Source organism: Mesorhizobium sp. 113-3-9, from assembly GCF_016756515.1.
Classification (GTDB): Bacteria; Pseudomonadota; Alphaproteobacteria; order Rhizobiales; family Rhizobiaceae; genus Mesorhizobium.
In genome coordinates this window covers 4,008,186-4,025,530 of the sequence record NZ_AP023246.1, presented here as the reverse complement: position 1 = coordinate 4,025,530, position 17,345 = coordinate 4,008,186, and the positions used below count along the sequence as shown (strand labels likewise).

The following is a 17,345-nucleotide window of genomic DNA, read 5'->3' as shown; positions in this document are numbered from 1 at the left end:
GAGACAATGACGACGATCGCCTTCATCGGCCTCGGTAACATGGGCAATCCAATGGCCGCGAATCTGGTCAAGGCGGGGCATCAAGTGCACGGCTTCGACCTCATGCCCGAGAATCTGACGATCGCGCGCGAGCATGGCATCGTCGTCATGGCCAACGCGCCGGAGGCGGTGAAGGATGCCGACGTTGTGATCACCATGCTGCCCGCCGGCAAGCACGTGCTCTCGGTCTACGAGGACATCGCGCCCAAGGCAAAAAAGGGCGCGCTGTTCATCGATTCCTCGACCATCGATGTCGAATCGGCGCGCAAGGCGCATGCGCTCGCTGCGAAACACGGCCTGCTCTCGATCGATGCGCCCGTCTCGGGCGGCACCGGAGGTGCCACGGCCGGCACGCTGACATTCATGGCCGGCGGCTCCAACGATGCCTTCGCCGCCGCCGAGCCGATCCTGAAGCCGATGGCCGGCCGTATTGTCCATTGCGGCGGCGACGGTGCCGGCCAGGCGGCGAAGATCTGCAACAACATGATCCTCGGCATTTCGATGATCGGCGTCGCCGAAGCCTTCGTGCTGGCTGAAAAACTCGGCCTGTCGCATCAGGCGCTGTTCGACGTCGCCTCGACATCATCAGGCCAATGCTGGTCGCTGACGACCTATTGTCCGGTGCCCGGCCCCGTGCCCACCTCACCCGCCAACAGGGATTACAAACCGGGCTTTGCCGCCGCCCTCATGCTGAAAGACCTGAAATTGTCCCAGGAGGCAGCACTTGGCGCTGGAGCGGTGACCCCGCTTGGCGCCGAAGCGGCGCAACTCTACGCCCTGTTCAGCGCCCAGGGCCATGGCGGCGCCGATTTCTCCGGCATAATTAATTTTCTCAGGGGTAACCCAGCGTAAGCAACGGATTTGATGGACTTTTCCGGATTCCTCCGGCAGAAAAACCGCAAATTTAGATTTGCTTAAGCTCTCGATAACTCCGCGGTAACGATGTCGCTATAAAACTGATCGTGAGGCGGACATATCGCATCCGCCCGGCGCTCCGGATCAGGTCTCGCGTACCGGAGCCCGTAAGTTTCGCCAAGTGTTCGAGTAGCGAAGCGCCATGCGTATCTGGCAAAGCCGCGTTCCCGATGGAGCGCGGTTTTTGCATTTCTGCACCGCTCAAGCCGGGCAGACGTCTATATTCCGATCGCCGCGTTCGGGATTGGCACATGGTCTTCGTTGGTCAGCACGATCGGCGCATCCACTCCATCAACCCTGACCACGAGCAGGCGCATGCTCCAAGTGCCGGCATTGCGAACCAGATGGGAAAACACGGTGCCTTTGCCCTTGGCGCCGTGGACGGGAATACTGAACTGCGCGTCGCCGGTCCCATTCGCGTTGACGTTGAGATGGCCGCCGACCCAGAACTTGTCGGTCACGTCGTCGCCAATGGCAGCCTTCACACGAGTGTCGGCGCGAATGGCATCCATGGTCATGTGGTAGGCGTCATTGCCCTTGAGCATGAAGGGGATGCTGCCGACCATGGTCGCACAACCGCCGATACTGACCACCCAGACGGCAAGGCCGGCGATCGCCCAGTTGCGCTGCGTTTTGCGAAACTGTTCCGCGTCGCGCCAGGCCCGGTTCTGCCACGCCCAGCGGCTGCCGCGTGCGCCAAGCACGATGATCACGATGAGGTTGACGACCGGGATCAGCGCCAGCAGCGCGATGAAAGTGCTGTTGCCGATACCCCAGATCCAGTTGAGGAAGAAGGCGCCCCAATTCCACCGGTCGAGTTCGGCCGGGATTTCGGCGGGTTGGTTAAGCGGCTGTCCGGCCATGGAAGTCCCCCTGATGCAAGCCGGCCCAGATCGGCTCTGGAATAACGGCACGCATAACGCGCTGCAGGCAAATCTGCCTCAGTGGGTTCTACATCACCATCCCGAAAACCGTAACCGGTCCCCTTCGGGCGACAATCCGTGGCTTCGGGGTCAAGTTTTCGACGAAAGGCGGCGAAAATTCGCCTTTACCGTGCGGCTGGCCGGCTTCAGCGCCGCGCTGACCGACCGTTCAGCGGCGACGCCGTTGAACAGCGACGGTGTGCGGCCGGAAAGAACCTCCGGCCAGAACCGCGAAGCCGATTGCAGCAAGGACATCTGCGCCGCAAGCGTGCCTTCGGCCATGGCAACGGTCTTCTCGCTGACCGCCCTTGCCGTCTCCGTGCTCCAAGGCTCGCCGCTCCCGGCGTCCCTGGCCATCAAGGGCAGCCGCATCATCGCCACCAGCGGCGCCAGCATCAGATCCGCGCCGATGCTGGCCGCGTCTTGCACGCGTCGGCCCTTGCCGGTTTTTCTCATGAGAACAAATCCCTCATCGCGGTCCGATCGGCTGCCGCCTCACACACTACGCGCCAAGGACGAGATTCGTTCCCTACCATCGGAAGGTATCCCGAAACCGGGCATTCCCTTGAAGAAACGCCCGGTCGAGGTTCGCTCTTATCGTTTGCGCAGATCTGCCTGAGCCAGATCCAGCGCCTTGCCGATACGCTCGCAGGCCATGTCGATCGTGTCGCGGGTCCAGATCAGCGGCGGCGACAGGATCATCGTGTCACCGGTGGCGCGCAGCATCATGCCGTTGGCGATCGCATGGTCGCGCACCGTCACCGCGGCACTTCCCGACGGCAGGAACCGTTCCTTGGTCGCCTTGTCCTTGACGATCTCGATCGCGCCCATCAGGCCGATCGAACGCACCTCGCCGACGAGATCATGTCCGGCAATGCGCTCCTGCAGGGCCATGGCGAAATAAGGCCCGGTGTCGTTCCTGACGCGGTCGACAAGGCCTTCCTGCTCGATGATTTCAAGATTCTTCAAGGCTACGGCGCAAGCCACCGGATGACCGGAATAGGTGTAGCCGTGATTGAACTCGCCGCCCTTCTCGACCAGCGTCGATGCAATGCGGTCGCCGACCAGCAAGGCCGACAACGGCTGGTAACCTGACGTCAGCGCCTTGGCCGTGGTGATGGTGTCCGGTTCGATGCCAAGCGTCTGCGCCGCGAACCATTCACCCGTGCGGCCATAGCCGGTGATGACCTCGTCCAGCATCAGCAGAACATCATATTTGCGGCAGATGCGCTGCACTTCCGGCCAGTAGCTCGCCGGCGGAATCTTGACACCGCCCGCCCCCATCACCGGCTCGCCGATGAAGGCTGCTACCTTGTCGGCGCCGGCCTCGAGGATGGCGTCCTCGACCGACTTTGCCGCGCGCAGGCCGAAATCATGGTCGCTTTCGCCAGGCAGTGCCAGTTCATAGGCATAGGGCATCATCACATGGACGATGTTGGGCACGGCGCCGCCGAGCTGCTTGTGCATGGCATCCATGCCGCCGAGCGAGGTGCCGGCGATGGTCGAGCCATGATAGGCCATCTTGCGCGAGATGACGCGGTTCTTTTCCGGCTTGCCTTCCAGTACCCAGTAGTGGCGCACCAGGCGCAGCGCCGTGTCGTTGGCCTCCGAACCGGAGGAACCATAAAACACCTGGTTGACGTGCTTCGGCGCGATCTCGGCCAGCTTCTTGGACAACAGCACCGGCGTCGGCGTCGAGCATTTGAAGAAGGAATTGTAGTAGGGCAGTTCCTTCATCTGGGCGTAAGCGGCCTCGGCCAGTTCGTCACGGCCATAGCCGATGTTGACGCACCACAGCCCGGCCATGCCGTCGAGGATTTCGGCCCCTTCGGAATCGTAGATGAACGGGCCGTTGGCGTGGGTGATGATGCGCGAACCGGCTTCGCGCAGTTCCTTGTGGTCGGTGAAGGGGTGAAGATGATGCGCGGCGTCGATCTGCTGAAGCTGCTTCAGCGAATAATTCTGATAGGTCATGTCTGGATCTTTCCTCTGGATTCAGTCCGGCTGGCGCCGGGGCGAATGCATCAGAGGGCTGCGGGCGGTGAATAACCGATGCGGGCGCACAGCCGCAAAAGCTCGGCGCGCAGCGTGCGCGGTGACGGTGTCACCGCGACCCGCGATGCGCGAGCCTCAAATGCGCTAACCAAGGTCCTGACGAGAGCCATGCCGGCACCTTAGAGCAAAGGCTGGTCGAGGTGAACCACCCTTTGCTTGGCCATGAACGAATGATTCTAGGCCTTGGCGGTCAGCGCCCGCTGCAGGAAGACATACTTCATCGCCGTCTGCGCCGCCTGCGGCCGGCGGTCGCCACGCCCGCCATGTCCGCCTTCGGTTTCCTCGAAAAAAAGCGTCCTGGCGTGGCCGGCCTCCTGCAGGCGAGCCGCCATCTTGCGCGCATGGCCGGGATGGACGCGGTCATCGGCGGTCGAGGTCGTCAGCAGCACCGGCGGATAGGCGGGATTGGCCCTGACGTGCTGGTAGGGCGAATAGGCAGACAGCCACTTGGCGTCTTCTGGCTTCGACGGGTCGCCATATTCGGCCATCCATGAGGCGCCGGGCGGCAGTTCGGTGTAACGCAGCATGTCGAGCAGCGGCACCTCGATGATGGCGGCGCCGAACAATTCCGGGTGCTGCGTCAGCGAAACGCCGGTCAGTAGACCGCCATTCGAGCCGCCCTGGATGCCGAGCGAGCTTGCTGTCGCGATGCCGCGCTTCACGACGTCCTCAGCCACAGCGGCGAAATCGTCAAAACCGTTCTGGCGATTGCCTTTCAGCGCCGCCTGATGCCAGGCCGGCCCGAACTCGCCGCCGCCGCGGATGCAGGCCTGCACATAGGCGTTGCCCTTCTCCAGCCACAGCCTGCCGCGTACGCCGGCATAGCCGGGCAAGAGCGGCACTTCGAAGCCGCCATAGCCATAGAGCAGCGTCGGCACCGGACCCTTCTGGTCGCGTCGCCTGACGACGAAATACGGGATCATCGTGCCGTCCTTCGAGCGCGCCTCGAACTGCTCCGAGATCAGCGGCGCGGCATCGAACCGCGCCGGCTGCGACTTCACCGTGGCCAGCGTCTCGCCATCGTCATCCGACCAGATGATCGAGCTCGGCGTCAGGAAATCCGTGAAGGAGAACGATACGCTCGACCCGAAATGCTCGGCATGGCTGATGCCGACAGTGCCGTTTTCAGGCAAAGCCACCGGTCTCGTGGACCAGGCGCCCTCCTTGCGTTCGCAGACAAGAACCTTGCCGCGGACATTGTCCATCAGGCTGATGAACAGCCGGTCCTGGGTCCTGGCGAGCCCGGCGATGGACACGCGATGCGCCGGCGCCAACAGGGTTTCGATGGCCCCAAAACCGCCGGTTTCGATCCAGTGGGCGAAATCGAGCGAATAGAGCCCGTCCGGCTGGCACACCGTGCCGTCAGGCGCCGTCCACGGCGTGCGCACGCCGAACACCAGTTGATCCTTGAAAAGCGATGTATCGGTGGCGTCGTCGGGCAGCGGAATGCGCCTGTTTTCACCGGACGGCAGATGCAGGAAACTGTGCGACGCGAAGAAATTGATCGCCCGCGCCAGAAACACGTGACGCTTGTCGCCGTCGAACTCGACGCCGGCGCCGGCGGCGAGATCCTCGGTCTTTGCCTCGAAGATCGGCGTCGCCTCCTCCAGCGTCGTGCCACGCTTCCAGAGCTTGATCACGCGCGGGTAGCCGGACTCGGTCTTGTCGGCCTCCTCGAAGGCCGCCGAGACAATGACCGTGTCCTTGTCCAGCCAGCCGAAGCTCGACTTCGAGGCCGGCGCCCGGAATCCACCCTCGATAAACGACTTGGTTTCGATGTCGAACTCGCGCATCTCGCTGGCGTCGCCGCCATCGGGCGACATCGACAGCAGGCAGCGGCTGAAATCCGGATAGAGCCGGCTGGCGCCGCTGAACACCCATTTTATCCCCTCCTTCGCCGCAAGCTGGTCGAAGTCGATGATTGTTTCCCAGACCGGCTTCTCGGTCTTGTAGGAAGCGACCGTCGTGCGCCGCCACAGGCCGAGCGCATTGGTCTTGTCCTGCCAGAAATTATAGACATGGCCGGCGATTGCCGCGCCGACCGCGATATTGTCCTCGGCCGTCATCAGGTCGAGCGCCGTCTCGAACGACGCCTGGTAGGACGGATCGCCCTGCAATTCGCCAACCGTGATCTCGTTCTGGCGGTGCACCCAGTCCAGCGACTGTTTGCTGGTCCTGTCTTCCAGCCAGAGGAAGGGATCTGCGGCTTCTGGCTTGGCGATGGGCTTGGTCATGTAATCTCCGATAGGCAGTGCTTCGGCATGCAACATCGACATGCCTTGTCCGATATTCAATAGCTGCGGCATCTCAACAAAGGATTCGGGCCTTACCGCGACCAGCGACACTGGCAACCGCCAGCACCAGGCACATCAGGCCCAGCGTGATCGGAAGGCCGCCGGCGCCCAGCAAATCCATCGCGCTTCCCGCCAGCGGCGGCACGGCGATGCCGCCGACGCCCCACATCAGCGAGAAGGCGGCGTTGCCGGCAACCAGTGTCGAGCCGGTGAAGCGCTCGCCAAGCTCAATGATCGACATCGTGTAGATGCCGTAAGAAACCGCGCCCCAGACAAAGATCATCGGCCAGATCAGCGGCGTTTCGATGAGAAGAGGCAGCAGCACGCATCCGAGCACGGTCAAGCAAACACAGGCAAGCCGCACCAGACGCGCGGAAATCCGCTCCGCCAGCAGGCCGAGCGGCACCTGCATGGCGATGTTGCCGGCAATCATCATCGACAGCAGCGCCGACATGCGGACCTCCGCGATGCCGTGATGGGTGCCATAGACCGGCAGCAGGGCGAGCGCCCCCTGTTCGAAACCCGCGGCAACGATGACCGCGAACAAAAGCAGCCACGCCATCGGTACGAAGCCCAGGACCGAAACCTGGTGACCGGCCTCGTCAACCTTGGGCAGGCGCGGCAGCACCGAAGCCAGGCAGATGCCGCATAGGACGAAGGCGGAAATACCGACGAGGAAGGGGGGCCAGCCTTCGGTGCCGACGGCAAGCAGGCAAAGCGGGCCGGCCGCGAAGCCGGCCGAGATGATCGTCGAATAGACGCCCATGATGCGCCCTCGCCGCGCCGGCGGCGCCAGTGCGATCACCCAGATTTCACTCAGCACGTAGAGCGGATTGGTCACCGCGCCGATCAGGAAGCGCAGCGGAAACCACAGATAGACATTCTGCGTCCAGCCGATCAGCGCCAGCACGACAGCCGAAAGCGCCGCACAGGTAAGCGCCGTCCGCCCTGCCCCGAACCGCCGCGCCAGCCCCGGGATGAGCGGCGACGAGACGATGAAACCGATCGGCGTCATCGCCGCCGACAAGCCGATCATTGCCGGCGAGACGCCCTGGCGCTGCAGGATGAAGCTCAACAGCGGATAGGACAGCCCTTGCGCGATCGCGAACACCGACACGGTCGCGATCACGCCGGTGATCGCTGCCCATTGCATCCCGGCCTGGCTGTTGTCCGGACCGGCCGCCATCATGCCTGGCCGCTCCGGCGAACCGATGCGCGATAGAGCGCGAAGATCACCAGCAAGGCGTCGAGGCCGATGATCACCACGGGCAGGCCCAGCGGGCCGATGCCCTGCATCAGCAGGCCGGCGCCGGGCGGCCCGACGATACCGCCAACGCCCCACAGCAAGGCGAAGGCGGCGTTGCCGGTGACAAGCAGTGAGCCCTTGAACCGGCTGCCGAGCTCGACCAATGCCATCGTATAGACGCCGTAGCCGACGGCGCCCATCACCAGCAGCACGCCCCATATCAGCGGCGTCAGGATCAGCAGCGGCAGCAGAATCGCGCAGGCGGCCGTTGCCATCGCGCAAGCCAGGATCATCGCGCGGCCACCGAACCGCTCCGCGAGCAGGCCAAGCGGGATCTGCAGCAGGATGTTGCCAAGGGAAAGCGCCATCACCAGCGCGGCGAGCACGGCTTCCGGCAAGCCATAGCCGGCGCCGAAGACCGGGACCAGCGCGTAGGTGCTTTGCTGGACGGCGGCCGAGACCAGCACGGCCAGCAGCAGCGCCGGCGCCAGCCGTGCAAAGCCGATAAAGCTGCCGGCGGGCTGGCCGTCATCCTCGAAACCGGTGAGCTTCGAGGAGACAAGGCGCAGGATGATCGCGCAAAGCACGAAGCCGCCGACACCGACGCTGAAAGGCCCCCAGCCCGAAGTGCCGACCAGGGTCAAGGTGAACGGGCCGGCCGCATAGCCGGCGCCCATCAGCGTGTTGAACACACCCATCACACGACCGCGCCGTGAGGGCGGAGCCAGCGACAGTGCCCAGACCTCGCCGAGGATATAGAGCGGGTTGATGACGACGCCGATGATGAAGCGGATGACGTACCAGGCCACCCAGTTTTGCAGGTAGCCGATGCCCAGGAAGCACAGCGCTCCAACCAGCGAGCAGCCGACCGCCAGGTTTCGCGCACCGACCAGCCGTACCGCCGCCGGCACGAACGACGCCGACAGGATCAGCCCGAGCGGCATCATTGCCGCCGACAGGCCGATCAACCCGGGCGACATGCCTTGCTTCTGCATCAGGAGCGTGAACAGGGGCGAACTCAGCCCTTGCGCGGCGCCGAACATGGCAAGCGCCGCGGTCACGCCGGCAAGCGCCGCCCACTGCGTCCCCGCTTCGCCTTCGCTCGAGCCGGTTGCGACCATTCCGTCATTCCATGTGAGGTGCCGGCTGACCTCCCGGCCGGCAAGCGTCACTAGCTACTGGTTCGATCAGGGGAAAGAAAGGGCCGGCAGGGGAAATCCGCTTGCGCCAATCAACCCGAGCGATTGGCGGTCACCGATCGGTCCGGGTTGAAAGGCGCGACTTGGCGACGCTACGGAAAATACCGGGCAATCGCGCCTTTCTTGCCTTCGGCGTAAGGTTTCAGCCACTTGTCGTCGATGGAAATCCCGTCATCGGAGGAAGGCCCTTTGCCGATCGTCCTTCGCCAGGCGCGGAACTTGTAGTGGTCGAAGACGTCGAGCATGTGCACGGCATAGGCCGCGGCAAACGTTTTGTCGCCTTCCACGATCACCAGGTTCTCGTCGTTTTCGTAGGACGCCTTGTAACCGAGATTATGGCTGCCGGTGATGACGGTGGCGTTGTCCTCCATCGGATCGATGATGACGATCTTGTCGTGCACGATCGCATGACCGACGGTCAGTACCTCCGCCTGGAAGTCACGCGCGATGGTGGCGCCGGTAAGGTTCGCCGCCCGCACGATGGAGACATTCGGCGCTTCCCAGACCTTCTCCGGATAGACGAAGGGCGCCTTGCCGTCCTTGTTCGACTTGTGGGTGACCGGATCCTTGGTCGGAGCGACATAGTTGGGCATGGCGGTTTCATCGCTGATCGCGCCCTGCACGATCAAATTCGGATCTGCCTTCGCGGCCGCGACGGCTTGGTCGACAATCGAGTTTTCGCCAAGCCGCGAAGGATTGAACACCAGGAACAGCACCGCCCGCTTCGCCGCCTTGATACGTGCGAAGACATCCTCGAGGTCCACCGGGCGCACCGAGATATCCTTCTTGCTGCGCTTCGGGTCGTTCGGGGAGAACCAGACGGTCATGCCGTCCAGCGCCGAGGTCGCGCCGTTCAGCGGATTGGGCAAATGGTTATCCCCGCGGAATGGCACACCTTGCATCTGCACGACGTGCCCGGCAGCGGTTTCGCTGGCTGGCGGAGGAAACACATCCGCCTTCATGCGTTGCCAATAGTCGTTGAAGACCTCGGCCATCGCGGGATCGTCACGGACGAAGGCATTGTTGGACTGTCCGCAAATGCCCGTCGAGGTCCAGTTGGTGCTGCCGGTCATCACCGCCAGCGGCTTGCCCCGCCCATCACGGTAGACAGCGAATTTGTTGTGGCCGATATGGTTGTTGTTGAACAGGCGATCCGTCACCACCACGCCCGCATCGCGCAGGCGCTGCCTGTACCGAAAATTGCCGGCATCCCAAACCTCGGTCTTGTCGTCTTCGGCCGCGTCTGGAAGCTTGCCCTTGCCGGAATTGGAAAGGATGACCTCGACGACATCCTTCGCGGCGATGATAGCGTCGCACAATTCGTCATCACCAAGCTCATAGAGGGCAAGCCTGACCGTGCCGCCCTCGGTCCTGGCCCGTTTCAGGAGACTGGTCAGCACATCGGGTACATCGCCATGCAGATAGGCGCGTATCTTGCTGGTCGGGTCCTGAAGGATCGCGGCGATCTTCTCGCGCTGCCCCACCTTGATTCCCGCCTCCTGCAACGCGTGCGACATCCATTGCGTCGACAGCACACCATTGGTGAAGGCAACGCGTGCCTTGCCGAACATCTGGCCAAGGAAGATCGGCGGGCTGACGGCGCCCTGGCCGAGATAGCCAAGCGGCCGCGCCGGCCCCGTATAGGCGGGTTTGCCGTCGACGACCTGATCAGGGCGCACCGGCACCGGATCAAGGCCCGGCTTCATGTCGCCAACGGGACGCACCCGGTAGGCGATCATCTCGCCATCCGGCCTGACGTCGATGCTGTCGCGCCGTCGCCGTACGGTCAAATCGCGCCAAAATGTCTTCTGCACCGGCCAGACGCCGGTGTCCTGCGGAATCCATCTCGGATTGCGCTGCCCCTTGAACGGCACCCAGGACGCCAGGCAGCGCTCTTCGCCGGTGTCGGGATAGAGGCGCACGATCTCGAAACCGAGGCAACCCGGGATCATCCCATCAATATCCCAGGAAAGGAACGCGACTTCGTTGTTTGTCGCGGCACGCACTTTGACGACGTCAGGCATGGCTGCCCCCTCCAAAGACGTTAAGCGCCAAAGTATATCAGAAGTAAAAGACGGAAGTGTAACGCACCCCACGTCGGCCTCTGTCCCGCCTGCCGCCCGCTGGCATTTCCCGGCGAGCCGGTCTGGCCAAGGCGAATGTCGTAGCCGCACAACTGCCGTTCCGGCATGTCGCTTCCCTCGCCCTAGTGGTCGCCGCCTCCGCAATGGCCGGCGAGCCGCCGGTCCATTATGCCGCCCGCTATTCGCATCCTACGAGGACCATCATGACCGCCGCCCTAAACCCTGCAGAACCGGCCCTGGCACCCGACCGTGCCCGCCGTGGCGGCCGCGCCGGAAAGCGAGCCGGAGGCTCGGCCGCGTTCGAGCAGCCGCCGTTTCGGCAGCTGAAGATCCCGCTGCAGCCCACGAAGCTGGTTTCGGACGACGAACTGGAGTCAATCCACCTCGCCTCCTTGCGCGTGCTCAGGGAAATCGGCGTCGACGTCCTGCACGACGAGGCCCGGCGTATCATGAAGGCGCATGGCGCCGACGTGCGCGAAGGCTCGGAACGCGTTCGCTTCGACAGCGACATGATCCTCGAACTCGTCTCGCATTGTCCGTCCGAATTCACCATCCATGCCCGCAATCCCGCGCACAATGTCCGCTTCGGCGGCAATAATCTCATCATCTCGATGATGGCGTCGGCACCCAATTGCTCCGACATCGACCGTGGCCGCCGGCCCGGCAACCAGGCGGACTACCGCAATTTCCTGCGCCTTGCGCAGATGCACAACATCCTGAACTGCACCGGCGGCTATCCCGTCGAACCGACCGATATCCATCCGTCCGTCCGCCACCTCGAATGCGTTCGCGACCTCGCAATGCTGACCGACAAGGTGTTCCACATCTATTCGCTCGGCAAGGAACGCAATGTCGACGGCATTGAAATCACCCGCATCGCGCGCGGCATCAGCCACGAGCAGCTGCTCGAGGAGCCGTCCGTCTTCACCATCATCAACACCAATTCGCCGCTCAAGCTCGACGTGCCGATGATGGAAGGCATCATCCAGATGTCGAGCAAGGGCCAGGTCGTCATCGTCACGCCTTTCACCCTGTCGGGCGCGATGGCGCCGGTGACCATCGCCGGTGCGCTGGTGCAGCAGAATGCCGAGGCACTGTCGGGCATTGCCTTTGCCCAGATGGTGAAGAAGGGCGCGCCTGTCGGCTATGGCGGCTTCACCTCCAATGTCGACATGAAGTCCGGTTCGCCGGCCTTCGGCACGCCCGAATACATGAAGGCGCAGCTTGTCGGCGGCCAGCTTGCCCGCCGCTACAACATTCCCTATCGCACCTCCAACACCTGCGCCGCCAATACGGTCGACGCGCAGGCGGCCTATGAGAGCGTGTTCTCGCTGTGGGGCGCTATCCAGGGCGGCGGCAACCTGATGATGCACGCGGCCGGCTGGCTGGAGGGCGGCCTGCGCTGCTCCTACGAAAAGACCATTCTCGACATCGACCTCTTGCAAATGGTGGCGGAATTCCTGACCCCGCTCGATTTGTCGGAAGAAGCGCTAGGCTTCGACGCCATCCAGTCGGTTGGCCCAGGCGGCCATTTCTTCGGCACCCAGCACACGCAGGACCGCTACAAGACCGCCTTCTACTCGCCGATCCTTTCCGACTGGCGCAACTTCGAGACCTGGGCGGAAGCCGGCTCGCCGACGGCGCTGGAAAAAGCCAACAAGGTCTGGAAAGAGCGGCTGGCGTCCTATGACGAGCCCTACATGGACCCGGCCATCCGCGAGGAACTCAACGACTTCGTCCAGAAGCGCACGGCCGAAGGCGGCGCGCCGACCGATTTTTGATCGCGCTTGGCGTGCGTCGTCACGCGAGCGACCGAAACCCCTGATTCAATTTACGCAAAAACGGACCTATCTTCATGAAATCCCATGTAAAAGCGGTTGTCATCGGCGGCGGCGTCGTCGGCTGCTCGGTGCTCTATCACCTGGCCAAGGCCGGGTGGACCGACATCATGCTGATCGAGCGCTCGGAGCTCACCTCCGGCTCCTCCTGGCACGCGGCGGGCGGCTTCCACACGCTGAACGGCGACCCCAACGTCGCCAAGCTGCAGGCCTACACCGTGCAGCTCTACAAGGAGATCGAGGAAATCTCAGGCCAGTCCTGCTCGCTGCACCTGACCGGCGGCGTGATGATGGCCGATACGCCCGAGCGCATGGACTTCCTGCGGCTCGCCCACGCCAAGGGCCGCTATCTCGGCATGGACACTGAACTGATTACGCCTTCGGAAGCCAAGGCGATGTTCCCGCTGATGGACGAGACGAACTTCGTCGGCGCCATGTGGGATCCGGTTGAAGGCCATCTCGATCCTTCGGGCACGACGATCGCCTACTCCAAGGCGGCCAAGAAGCTCGGCGCCGAGATCGTGCTGCGCAACCGCGTCGTCGACCTGACTCAGCAGCCGGACGGCACCTGGAACGTCGTCACCGAACAGGGCACTGTCCATGCCGAGCATGTCGTCAACTGCGGCGGCCTGTGGGCGCGCGAGATCGGCCGCATGGTCGGCGTCGAGCTGCCGGTTCTGGCGATGGAGCACATGTACCTCCTCACCGAGCCGATGCCTGAGGTCGAGGAATTCAACAAGTCGACCGGCCGCGAGATGATCGGCGTGCTTGACTTCAAGGGCGAGATCTACACCCGCCAGGAGCGCAACGGCATCCTGCTCGGCACCTATGAAAAGGCCTGCAAGCCGTGGTCGCCGGTCAACACGCCGTGGGATTTCGGCCATGAATTGCTGCCGCCGGACCTCGACCGCATCGCGCCGTCGCTGGAAATCGGCTTCAAGCATTTCCCCGGCATCGAAAAGGCCGGCATCAAGCAGATCATCAACGGCCCCTTCACCTTCGCGCTCGACGGCAACCCGCTGGTCGGCCCGGTGCAGGGCCTGACCAATTTCTGGTGTGCCTGCGCCGTCATGGCCGGCTTCAGCCAGGGCGGCGGCGTCGGCCTCGCTCTGTCCAACTGGATGGTGCATGGCGATCCCGGCTTCGACGTCTGGGGCATGGATGTCGCCCGCTTCGGCGAATGGGCCGGCCTGCGCTACACCAACGCCAAGGTGCGCGAAAACTATTCGCGCCGTTTCTCCATCCGCTTCCCCAATGAAGAGCTGCCGGCAGCGCGTCCGGCGCAGACGACACCGCTCTACGACACAATGCTCGCCAACAACGCCGTCATGGGCGATAGCTGGGGCCTGGAGACCCCGCTGTGGTTCGCGCCGAAGGGCAAGGAGCCGAAGGACATCGTCTCCTTCCACCGCTCCAACGATTTCGGCCCGATCGGCGAGGAAGTGCGCGCCACGCGCGAACGCGTCGGCGTGACCGAGATCGCCAATTTCGCCAAATACGAGGTGTCGGGACCGGGCGCGGAAGAGTTCCTCAACCGGCTGATGACCAACCGCATGCCGAAGACCGGCCGCATCGTGCTCACCCCGATGATCAACGAATTCGGCAAGCTGATCGGCGACTTCACCATCGCTAAAGCCGGCGAAGACCGCTTCATGATCTGGGGCTCGTCGGCCGCGCAGAAATACCACATGCGCTGGTTCGAAAAACACCTGCCGAAGGATGGTTCGGTGCGCATCCATCGCTTCGACCAGACGCTGGTCGGCCTCTCGATTGCTGGGCCGAAGTCACGTGACCTCTTGCAGAAGCTGGTCGACGTCGACATCTCGACCAAAGCCTTCCGCTTCATGGATTTCCGCGAGATGGCGGTCGGCGGCGCGCCCTGCCTAGTCAACCGCATCACCTACACCGGCGATCTCGGCTACGAAATCTGGATGGCGCCGGCCTATCAGCGCCTGGTCTACAAGGCGATCAAGGATGCCGGTGAAGAATTCGGCCTGGTCGATTTCGGCATGCGCGCGCTGCTGTCGATGCGCCTGGAAAAGAACTTCCCGACCTGGTTCCGCGAGTTGCGGCCGATCTACGGCCCGTTTGAAGGTTCGATGGACCGCTTCATCAAGCTCGAGAAGAACGATTTCATCGGCCGCGAAGCCGCCGCCAAGGAACAGGCGGAAGGACCAAAACTGCGCCGTGTCTCCTTCATCGTCGACGCTGCAGATGCCGACGTCATGGGAGACGAACCGATCTGGGCCAAGGTGAGCAAGGATTTTGGCACGGTGGAAAAGCCGCATGGCTATGGCGCGCCGCGATTCGACGACAAGGGCAAGGAAGTGCGTGGCTCCAAGGCCGCCGAGGGCGCGTCCGCCGTGCGCGGCATCATCGACGGCGACTGGCGCGTGGTCGGCTGGGTGACGTCGGGCGGCTATGCCCATTATGTCCAGAAGTCGATGGCGCAGGGTTACGTTCCGGCAGCACTGGCCGAGGATGAAAGCGCCGGGCTGTTCGAGATCGAGATCCTCGGACATCGGCGTCCGGCCCGCATCAATGTCGAGGCGCCGTTCGATCCGAGCGGCGAGAAGATGCGAACCTGAGGTTCGACCATGGACAGCGCGGCGCCAAAGGGCAGCTTCGGCCGCCATCGCAAGATCATGCCGTTCGAGCCTGGCTCGATCGAGGAATTGCGCGAAGGCTCCCGCCAGAAGGCGGCTTCGCTCAACCAGCATGTGCTGGGCTATGGCGCGCAGGCTGAAGCGGAATGGGCGGCGGCGGGCATTGCCGCCCCCGATCTTCCGGCGATGCGCAAATACCGGCTGGAGCGCATCCGCGCCGAGCTGAAGCGGCGCGGCTATGCCGGTGCCCTGCTCTACGACCCCGTCAATATCCGCTATGTGACCGACAGCACCAACATGCAGCTATGGGTGGCGCACAACCCGACGCGGCATTGTTTCGTCGCCACCGAGGGCCCGGTGGTGCTGTTCGACTATTTCTCCTGCGAACATCTGTCCGATCATTCCGGCGTCGTCGACGAGGTGCGTCCGGCCGTATCGTGGATGTATCTCTATGGCGGCGAACTGACAGACCAAAAGGTCCGCCGCTGGGCCGCCGGCATCGCGGATCTGGTGAAGGAACATGGCGGCGGCAACAGCCGTATCGCGGTCGACCACCTCAATCCGGAAGGCGTCGAGGAGTTGGCGCGCCTAGGTGTCTCCATCGGCAATGGCGAAGCGGTGATGGAAAACGCCAGGCTGATCAAATCGCCTGATGAAATCCTCGCCATGCGCCGTGCCATCATCGCCTGCGAGGCGGCAATGGGTGAGATGGAACAGGCATTGAAGCCCGGCATTTCCGAGAACGAACTCTGGGCCGAACTGCACCGCGGCAACATTGCGCGCGGCGGCGAATGGATCGAAACGCGTCTGCTGGCGTCGGGCCCGCGCACCAATCCCTGGTTCCAGGAATGCTCGTCGCGCGTGATCGAAGCGGGCGACCTCGTGGCCTTCGACACAGACCTGATCGGCCCCTACGGCTTCTGCGCCGACCTGTCGCGCACCTGGCTTTGCGGCGACGCAAACCCGACCAACGAGCAGCGCGACCTGTTCCGCATCGCCGCCGACCAGATCGAACACAACACGCAATTGATGCAGCCCGGCATTTCGTTCCGCGATCTTGTCGAGCGCTCGGCGGTGCCACCGGGAGACTGCTTCCCGACGCGCTACGGCGTCCTCTACCACGGCGTCGGGCTGGCCGACGAATACCCCACGCTGCCGCATGCCAGCGACTGGACGCCGGACACGCCCGACGGCGTACTCGAACCGGGCATGGTGTTGTGCGTGGAAAGCTATATCGGCCGGCTGGGCGGGCGCGAGGGCGTCAAGATCGAGGAGCAGATCCTGATCACCGAGACCGGCAACGAGCAGCTTTCAACCTACCCGTTGGATGCGAGGCTGCTCGGCTAACCCTGCAAGGGCTTCGCGCATTGCCTTGATTGTCTTTTCCGGCGTCGTCCGGGCGGTAATGAACGGCAGGCCCTTGCGCCGTGCCGTCCAGCCGACGATCACGACCTTGCGCGCCTCCGGCTCGAAACGTTGCGCCAGCGCCCAGCTCTCGCAGTCAATCGCGGCTATGTCAGCCTTGCCCTCGGCAACGGTGACGATCGAGCCGCGATGGCCACCGCTTTCGCTGCGCGAGGAAAAGATATCGAGGCTTTCGCCGGCCGCCTGCAGGTCGCGCGTCAGCCCAATAATGCCCGACATCGAATCGAGGCTGTTGAAGGTGAAGCGCTTGCCACGGATCAGGTCGAGCGGCAGCGAGGCCTTGCCGTCCGCGGGCGAGCGGACTTCCGGCCCCTCGCCGGTCCGCATCACCAGCGCGCTCGAATAGAGCTCGCCCTGCCCGCCTTCATAAGCGTCATAGTTTGGCTGGCCAACCACCTGCACATGGTTCGACAGGCCGAGTTCCATCGGTCCCCAGCAGGTCTGCGCGAACAGCAGCGCCGGGTGCAGCCAGAGCTTGTGAAAATCGAGTTCATCCGGCGGCAATGTCACCGGATCCGGAGCGATCAAGGCTCCCTGGGCATCGCGGATGCCGCCCGGCACGGGCGGCAGGTCGCCATTGCGGCGCACGATGGTTTGCGGCGCATCGATGCCCTTTTGACGGAAGGCGTCCCGCAACAGCGCCCATTGCGCGTCTACCTCGCCGCGCGCCTCGGGCCAGTCATACATTGGCAGGGCCGCAATCGATTCACTCATGCCGATA

12 protein-coding genes are annotated in these 17,345 nt (G+C 63.6%); 4 read left to right on the top strand and 8 right to left on the bottom strand.

Annotated elements, in window-relative coordinates:
* The first annotated feature begins 6 nt into the window (after nucleotides 1–6).
* The gene (gene mmsB, locus MesoLj_RS19475) at nucleotides 7–891 is read left to right on the top strand and encodes a 3-hydroxyisobutyrate dehydrogenase (protein ID WP_202321856.1); all 885 of its coding nucleotides are present in this window, start codon (nucleotides 7–9) and stop codon (nucleotides 889–891) included.
* Nucleotides 892–1,172: 281 nt separating this feature from the next.
* On the opposite strand, the gene MesoLj_RS19470 is transcribed toward mmsB, so the two are convergent.
* The 7 genes from MesoLj_RS19470 to MesoLj_RS19440 form a co-directional block, all read right to left on the bottom strand.
* Entirely contained in the window at nucleotides 1,173–1,817 is a 645-nt protein-coding gene (locus MesoLj_RS19470) for a cytochrome c oxidase assembly factor Coa1 family protein (protein ID WP_202321854.1), read from the bottom strand.
* A 150-nt stretch (nucleotides 1,818–1,967) separates the two neighbouring features.
* Nucleotides 1,968–2,333, bottom strand: a complete 366-nt coding sequence (locus MesoLj_RS19465; RefSeq protein WP_202321853.1) for a hypothetical protein — start codon at nucleotides 2,331–2,333, stop codon at nucleotides 1,968–1,970.
* A gap of 138 nt (nucleotides 2,334–2,471) precedes the next feature.
* On the bottom strand, nucleotides 2,472–3,851 hold the full coding sequence (locus MesoLj_RS19460) for an aspartate aminotransferase family protein (protein ID WP_202321852.1): 1,380 nt from the start codon (nucleotides 3,849–3,851) through the stop codon (nucleotides 2,472–2,474).
* A gap of 257 nt (nucleotides 3,852–4,108) precedes the next feature.
* Nucleotides 4,109–6,166, bottom strand: coding sequence for a prolyl oligopeptidase family serine peptidase (locus MesoLj_RS19455; protein WP_202321851.1), 2,058 nt, complete (start codon nucleotides 6,164–6,166; stop codon nucleotides 4,109–4,111).
* A 73-nt stretch (nucleotides 6,167–6,239) separates the two neighbouring features.
* Nucleotides 6,240–7,415 (bottom strand): MFS transporter, encoded by a 1,176-nt coding sequence (locus tag MesoLj_RS19450; RefSeq protein ID WP_202321850.1) that lies wholly within the window; start codon nucleotides 7,413–7,415, stop codon nucleotides 6,240–6,242.
* Nucleotides 7,412–8,593: an MFS transporter gene (locus MesoLj_RS19445; protein WP_140773008.1), complete on the bottom strand. Its 1,182-nt coding sequence runs from the start codon at nucleotides 8,591–8,593 to the stop codon at nucleotides 7,412–7,414. Before MesoLj_RS19445 ends, MesoLj_RS19450 begins: the two co-directional genes overlap by 4 nt.
* 170 nt (nucleotides 8,594–8,763) lie before the next feature.
* Complete coding sequence (locus MesoLj_RS19440; protein WP_202321848.1) at nucleotides 8,764–10,695, bottom strand: phospholipase D-like domain-containing protein; 1,932 nt, start codon at nucleotides 10,693–10,695, stop codon at nucleotides 8,764–8,766.
* Nucleotides 10,696–10,958: 263 nt separating this feature from the next.
* Between MesoLj_RS19440 and MesoLj_RS19435 the strand changes: the two genes are divergently transcribed.
* From MesoLj_RS19435 to MesoLj_RS19425, 3 genes are all read left to right on the top strand, one after another.
* Nucleotides 10,959–12,536: a trimethylamine methyltransferase family protein gene (locus MesoLj_RS19435; RefSeq protein WP_140773005.1), complete on the top strand. Its 1,578-nt coding sequence runs from the start codon at nucleotides 10,959–10,961 to the stop codon at nucleotides 12,534–12,536.
* A gap of 74 nt (nucleotides 12,537–12,610) precedes the next feature.
* Nucleotides 12,611–15,181 (top strand): GcvT family protein, encoded by a 2,571-nt coding sequence (locus tag MesoLj_RS19430; RefSeq protein ID WP_140773003.1) that lies wholly within the window; start codon nucleotides 12,611–12,613, stop codon nucleotides 15,179–15,181.
* A gap of 9 nt (nucleotides 15,182–15,190) precedes the next feature.
* A complete protein-coding gene (locus tag MesoLj_RS19425; protein WP_202321846.1) occupies nucleotides 15,191–16,546 on the top strand; it encodes a M24 family metallopeptidase in 1,356 nt (451 codons plus the stop codon).
* On the opposite strand, the gene MesoLj_RS19420 is transcribed toward MesoLj_RS19425, so the two are convergent.
* On the bottom strand, nucleotides 16,511–17,338 hold the full coding sequence (locus MesoLj_RS19420) for a phosphate/phosphite/phosphonate ABC transporter substrate-binding protein (RefSeq protein ID WP_140772999.1): 828 nt from the start codon (nucleotides 17,336–17,338) through the stop codon (nucleotides 16,511–16,513). The genes MesoLj_RS19425 and MesoLj_RS19420 overlap by 36 nt on opposite strands.
* Between the last annotated feature and the right edge of the window lie 7 nt (nucleotides 17,339–17,345).

Bases quoted from the DNA above. Each gene is read 5' to 3' on its own strand.
- mmsB (WP_202321856.1), top strand. From the start codon at position 7: ATGACGACGATCGCCTTCATCGGCCTCGGTAACATGGGCAATCCAATG.
- MesoLj_RS19470 (WP_202321854.1), bottom strand. From the start codon at position 1,817: ATGGCCGGACAGCCGCTTAACCAACCCGCCGAAATCCCGGCCGAACTC.
- MesoLj_RS19465 (WP_202321853.1), bottom strand. From the start codon at position 2,333: ATGAGAAAAACCGGCAAGGGCCGACGCGTGCAAGACGCGGCCAGCATC.
- MesoLj_RS19460 (WP_202321852.1), bottom strand. From the start codon at position 3,851: ATGACCTATCAGAATTATTCGCTGAAGCAGCTTCAGCAGATCGACGCC.
- MesoLj_RS19455 (WP_202321851.1), bottom strand. From the start codon at position 6,166: ATGACCAAGCCCATCGCCAAGCCAGAAGCCGCAGATCCCTTCCTCTGG.
- MesoLj_RS19450 (WP_202321850.1), bottom strand. From the start codon at position 7,415: ATGATGGCGGCCGGTCCGGACAACAGCCAGGCCGGGATGCAATGGGCA.
- MesoLj_RS19445 (WP_140773008.1), bottom strand. From the start codon at position 8,593: ATGGTCGCAACCGGCTCGAGCGAAGGCGAAGCGGGGACGCAGTGGGCG.
- MesoLj_RS19440 (WP_202321848.1), bottom strand. From the start codon at position 10,695: ATGCCTGACGTCGTCAAAGTGCGTGCCGCGACAAACAACGAAGTCGCG.
- MesoLj_RS19435 (WP_140773005.1), top strand. From the start codon at position 10,959: ATGACCGCCGCCCTAAACCCTGCAGAACCGGCCCTGGCACCCGACCGT.
- MesoLj_RS19430 (WP_140773003.1), top strand. From the start codon at position 12,611: ATGAAATCCCATGTAAAAGCGGTTGTCATCGGCGGCGGCGTCGTCGGC.
- MesoLj_RS19425 (WP_202321846.1), top strand. From the start codon at position 15,191: ATGGACAGCGCGGCGCCAAAGGGCAGCTTCGGCCGCCATCGCAAGATC.
- MesoLj_RS19420 (WP_140772999.1), bottom strand. From the start codon at position 17,338: ATGAGTGAATCGATTGCGGCCCTGCCAATGTATGACTGGCCCGAGGCG.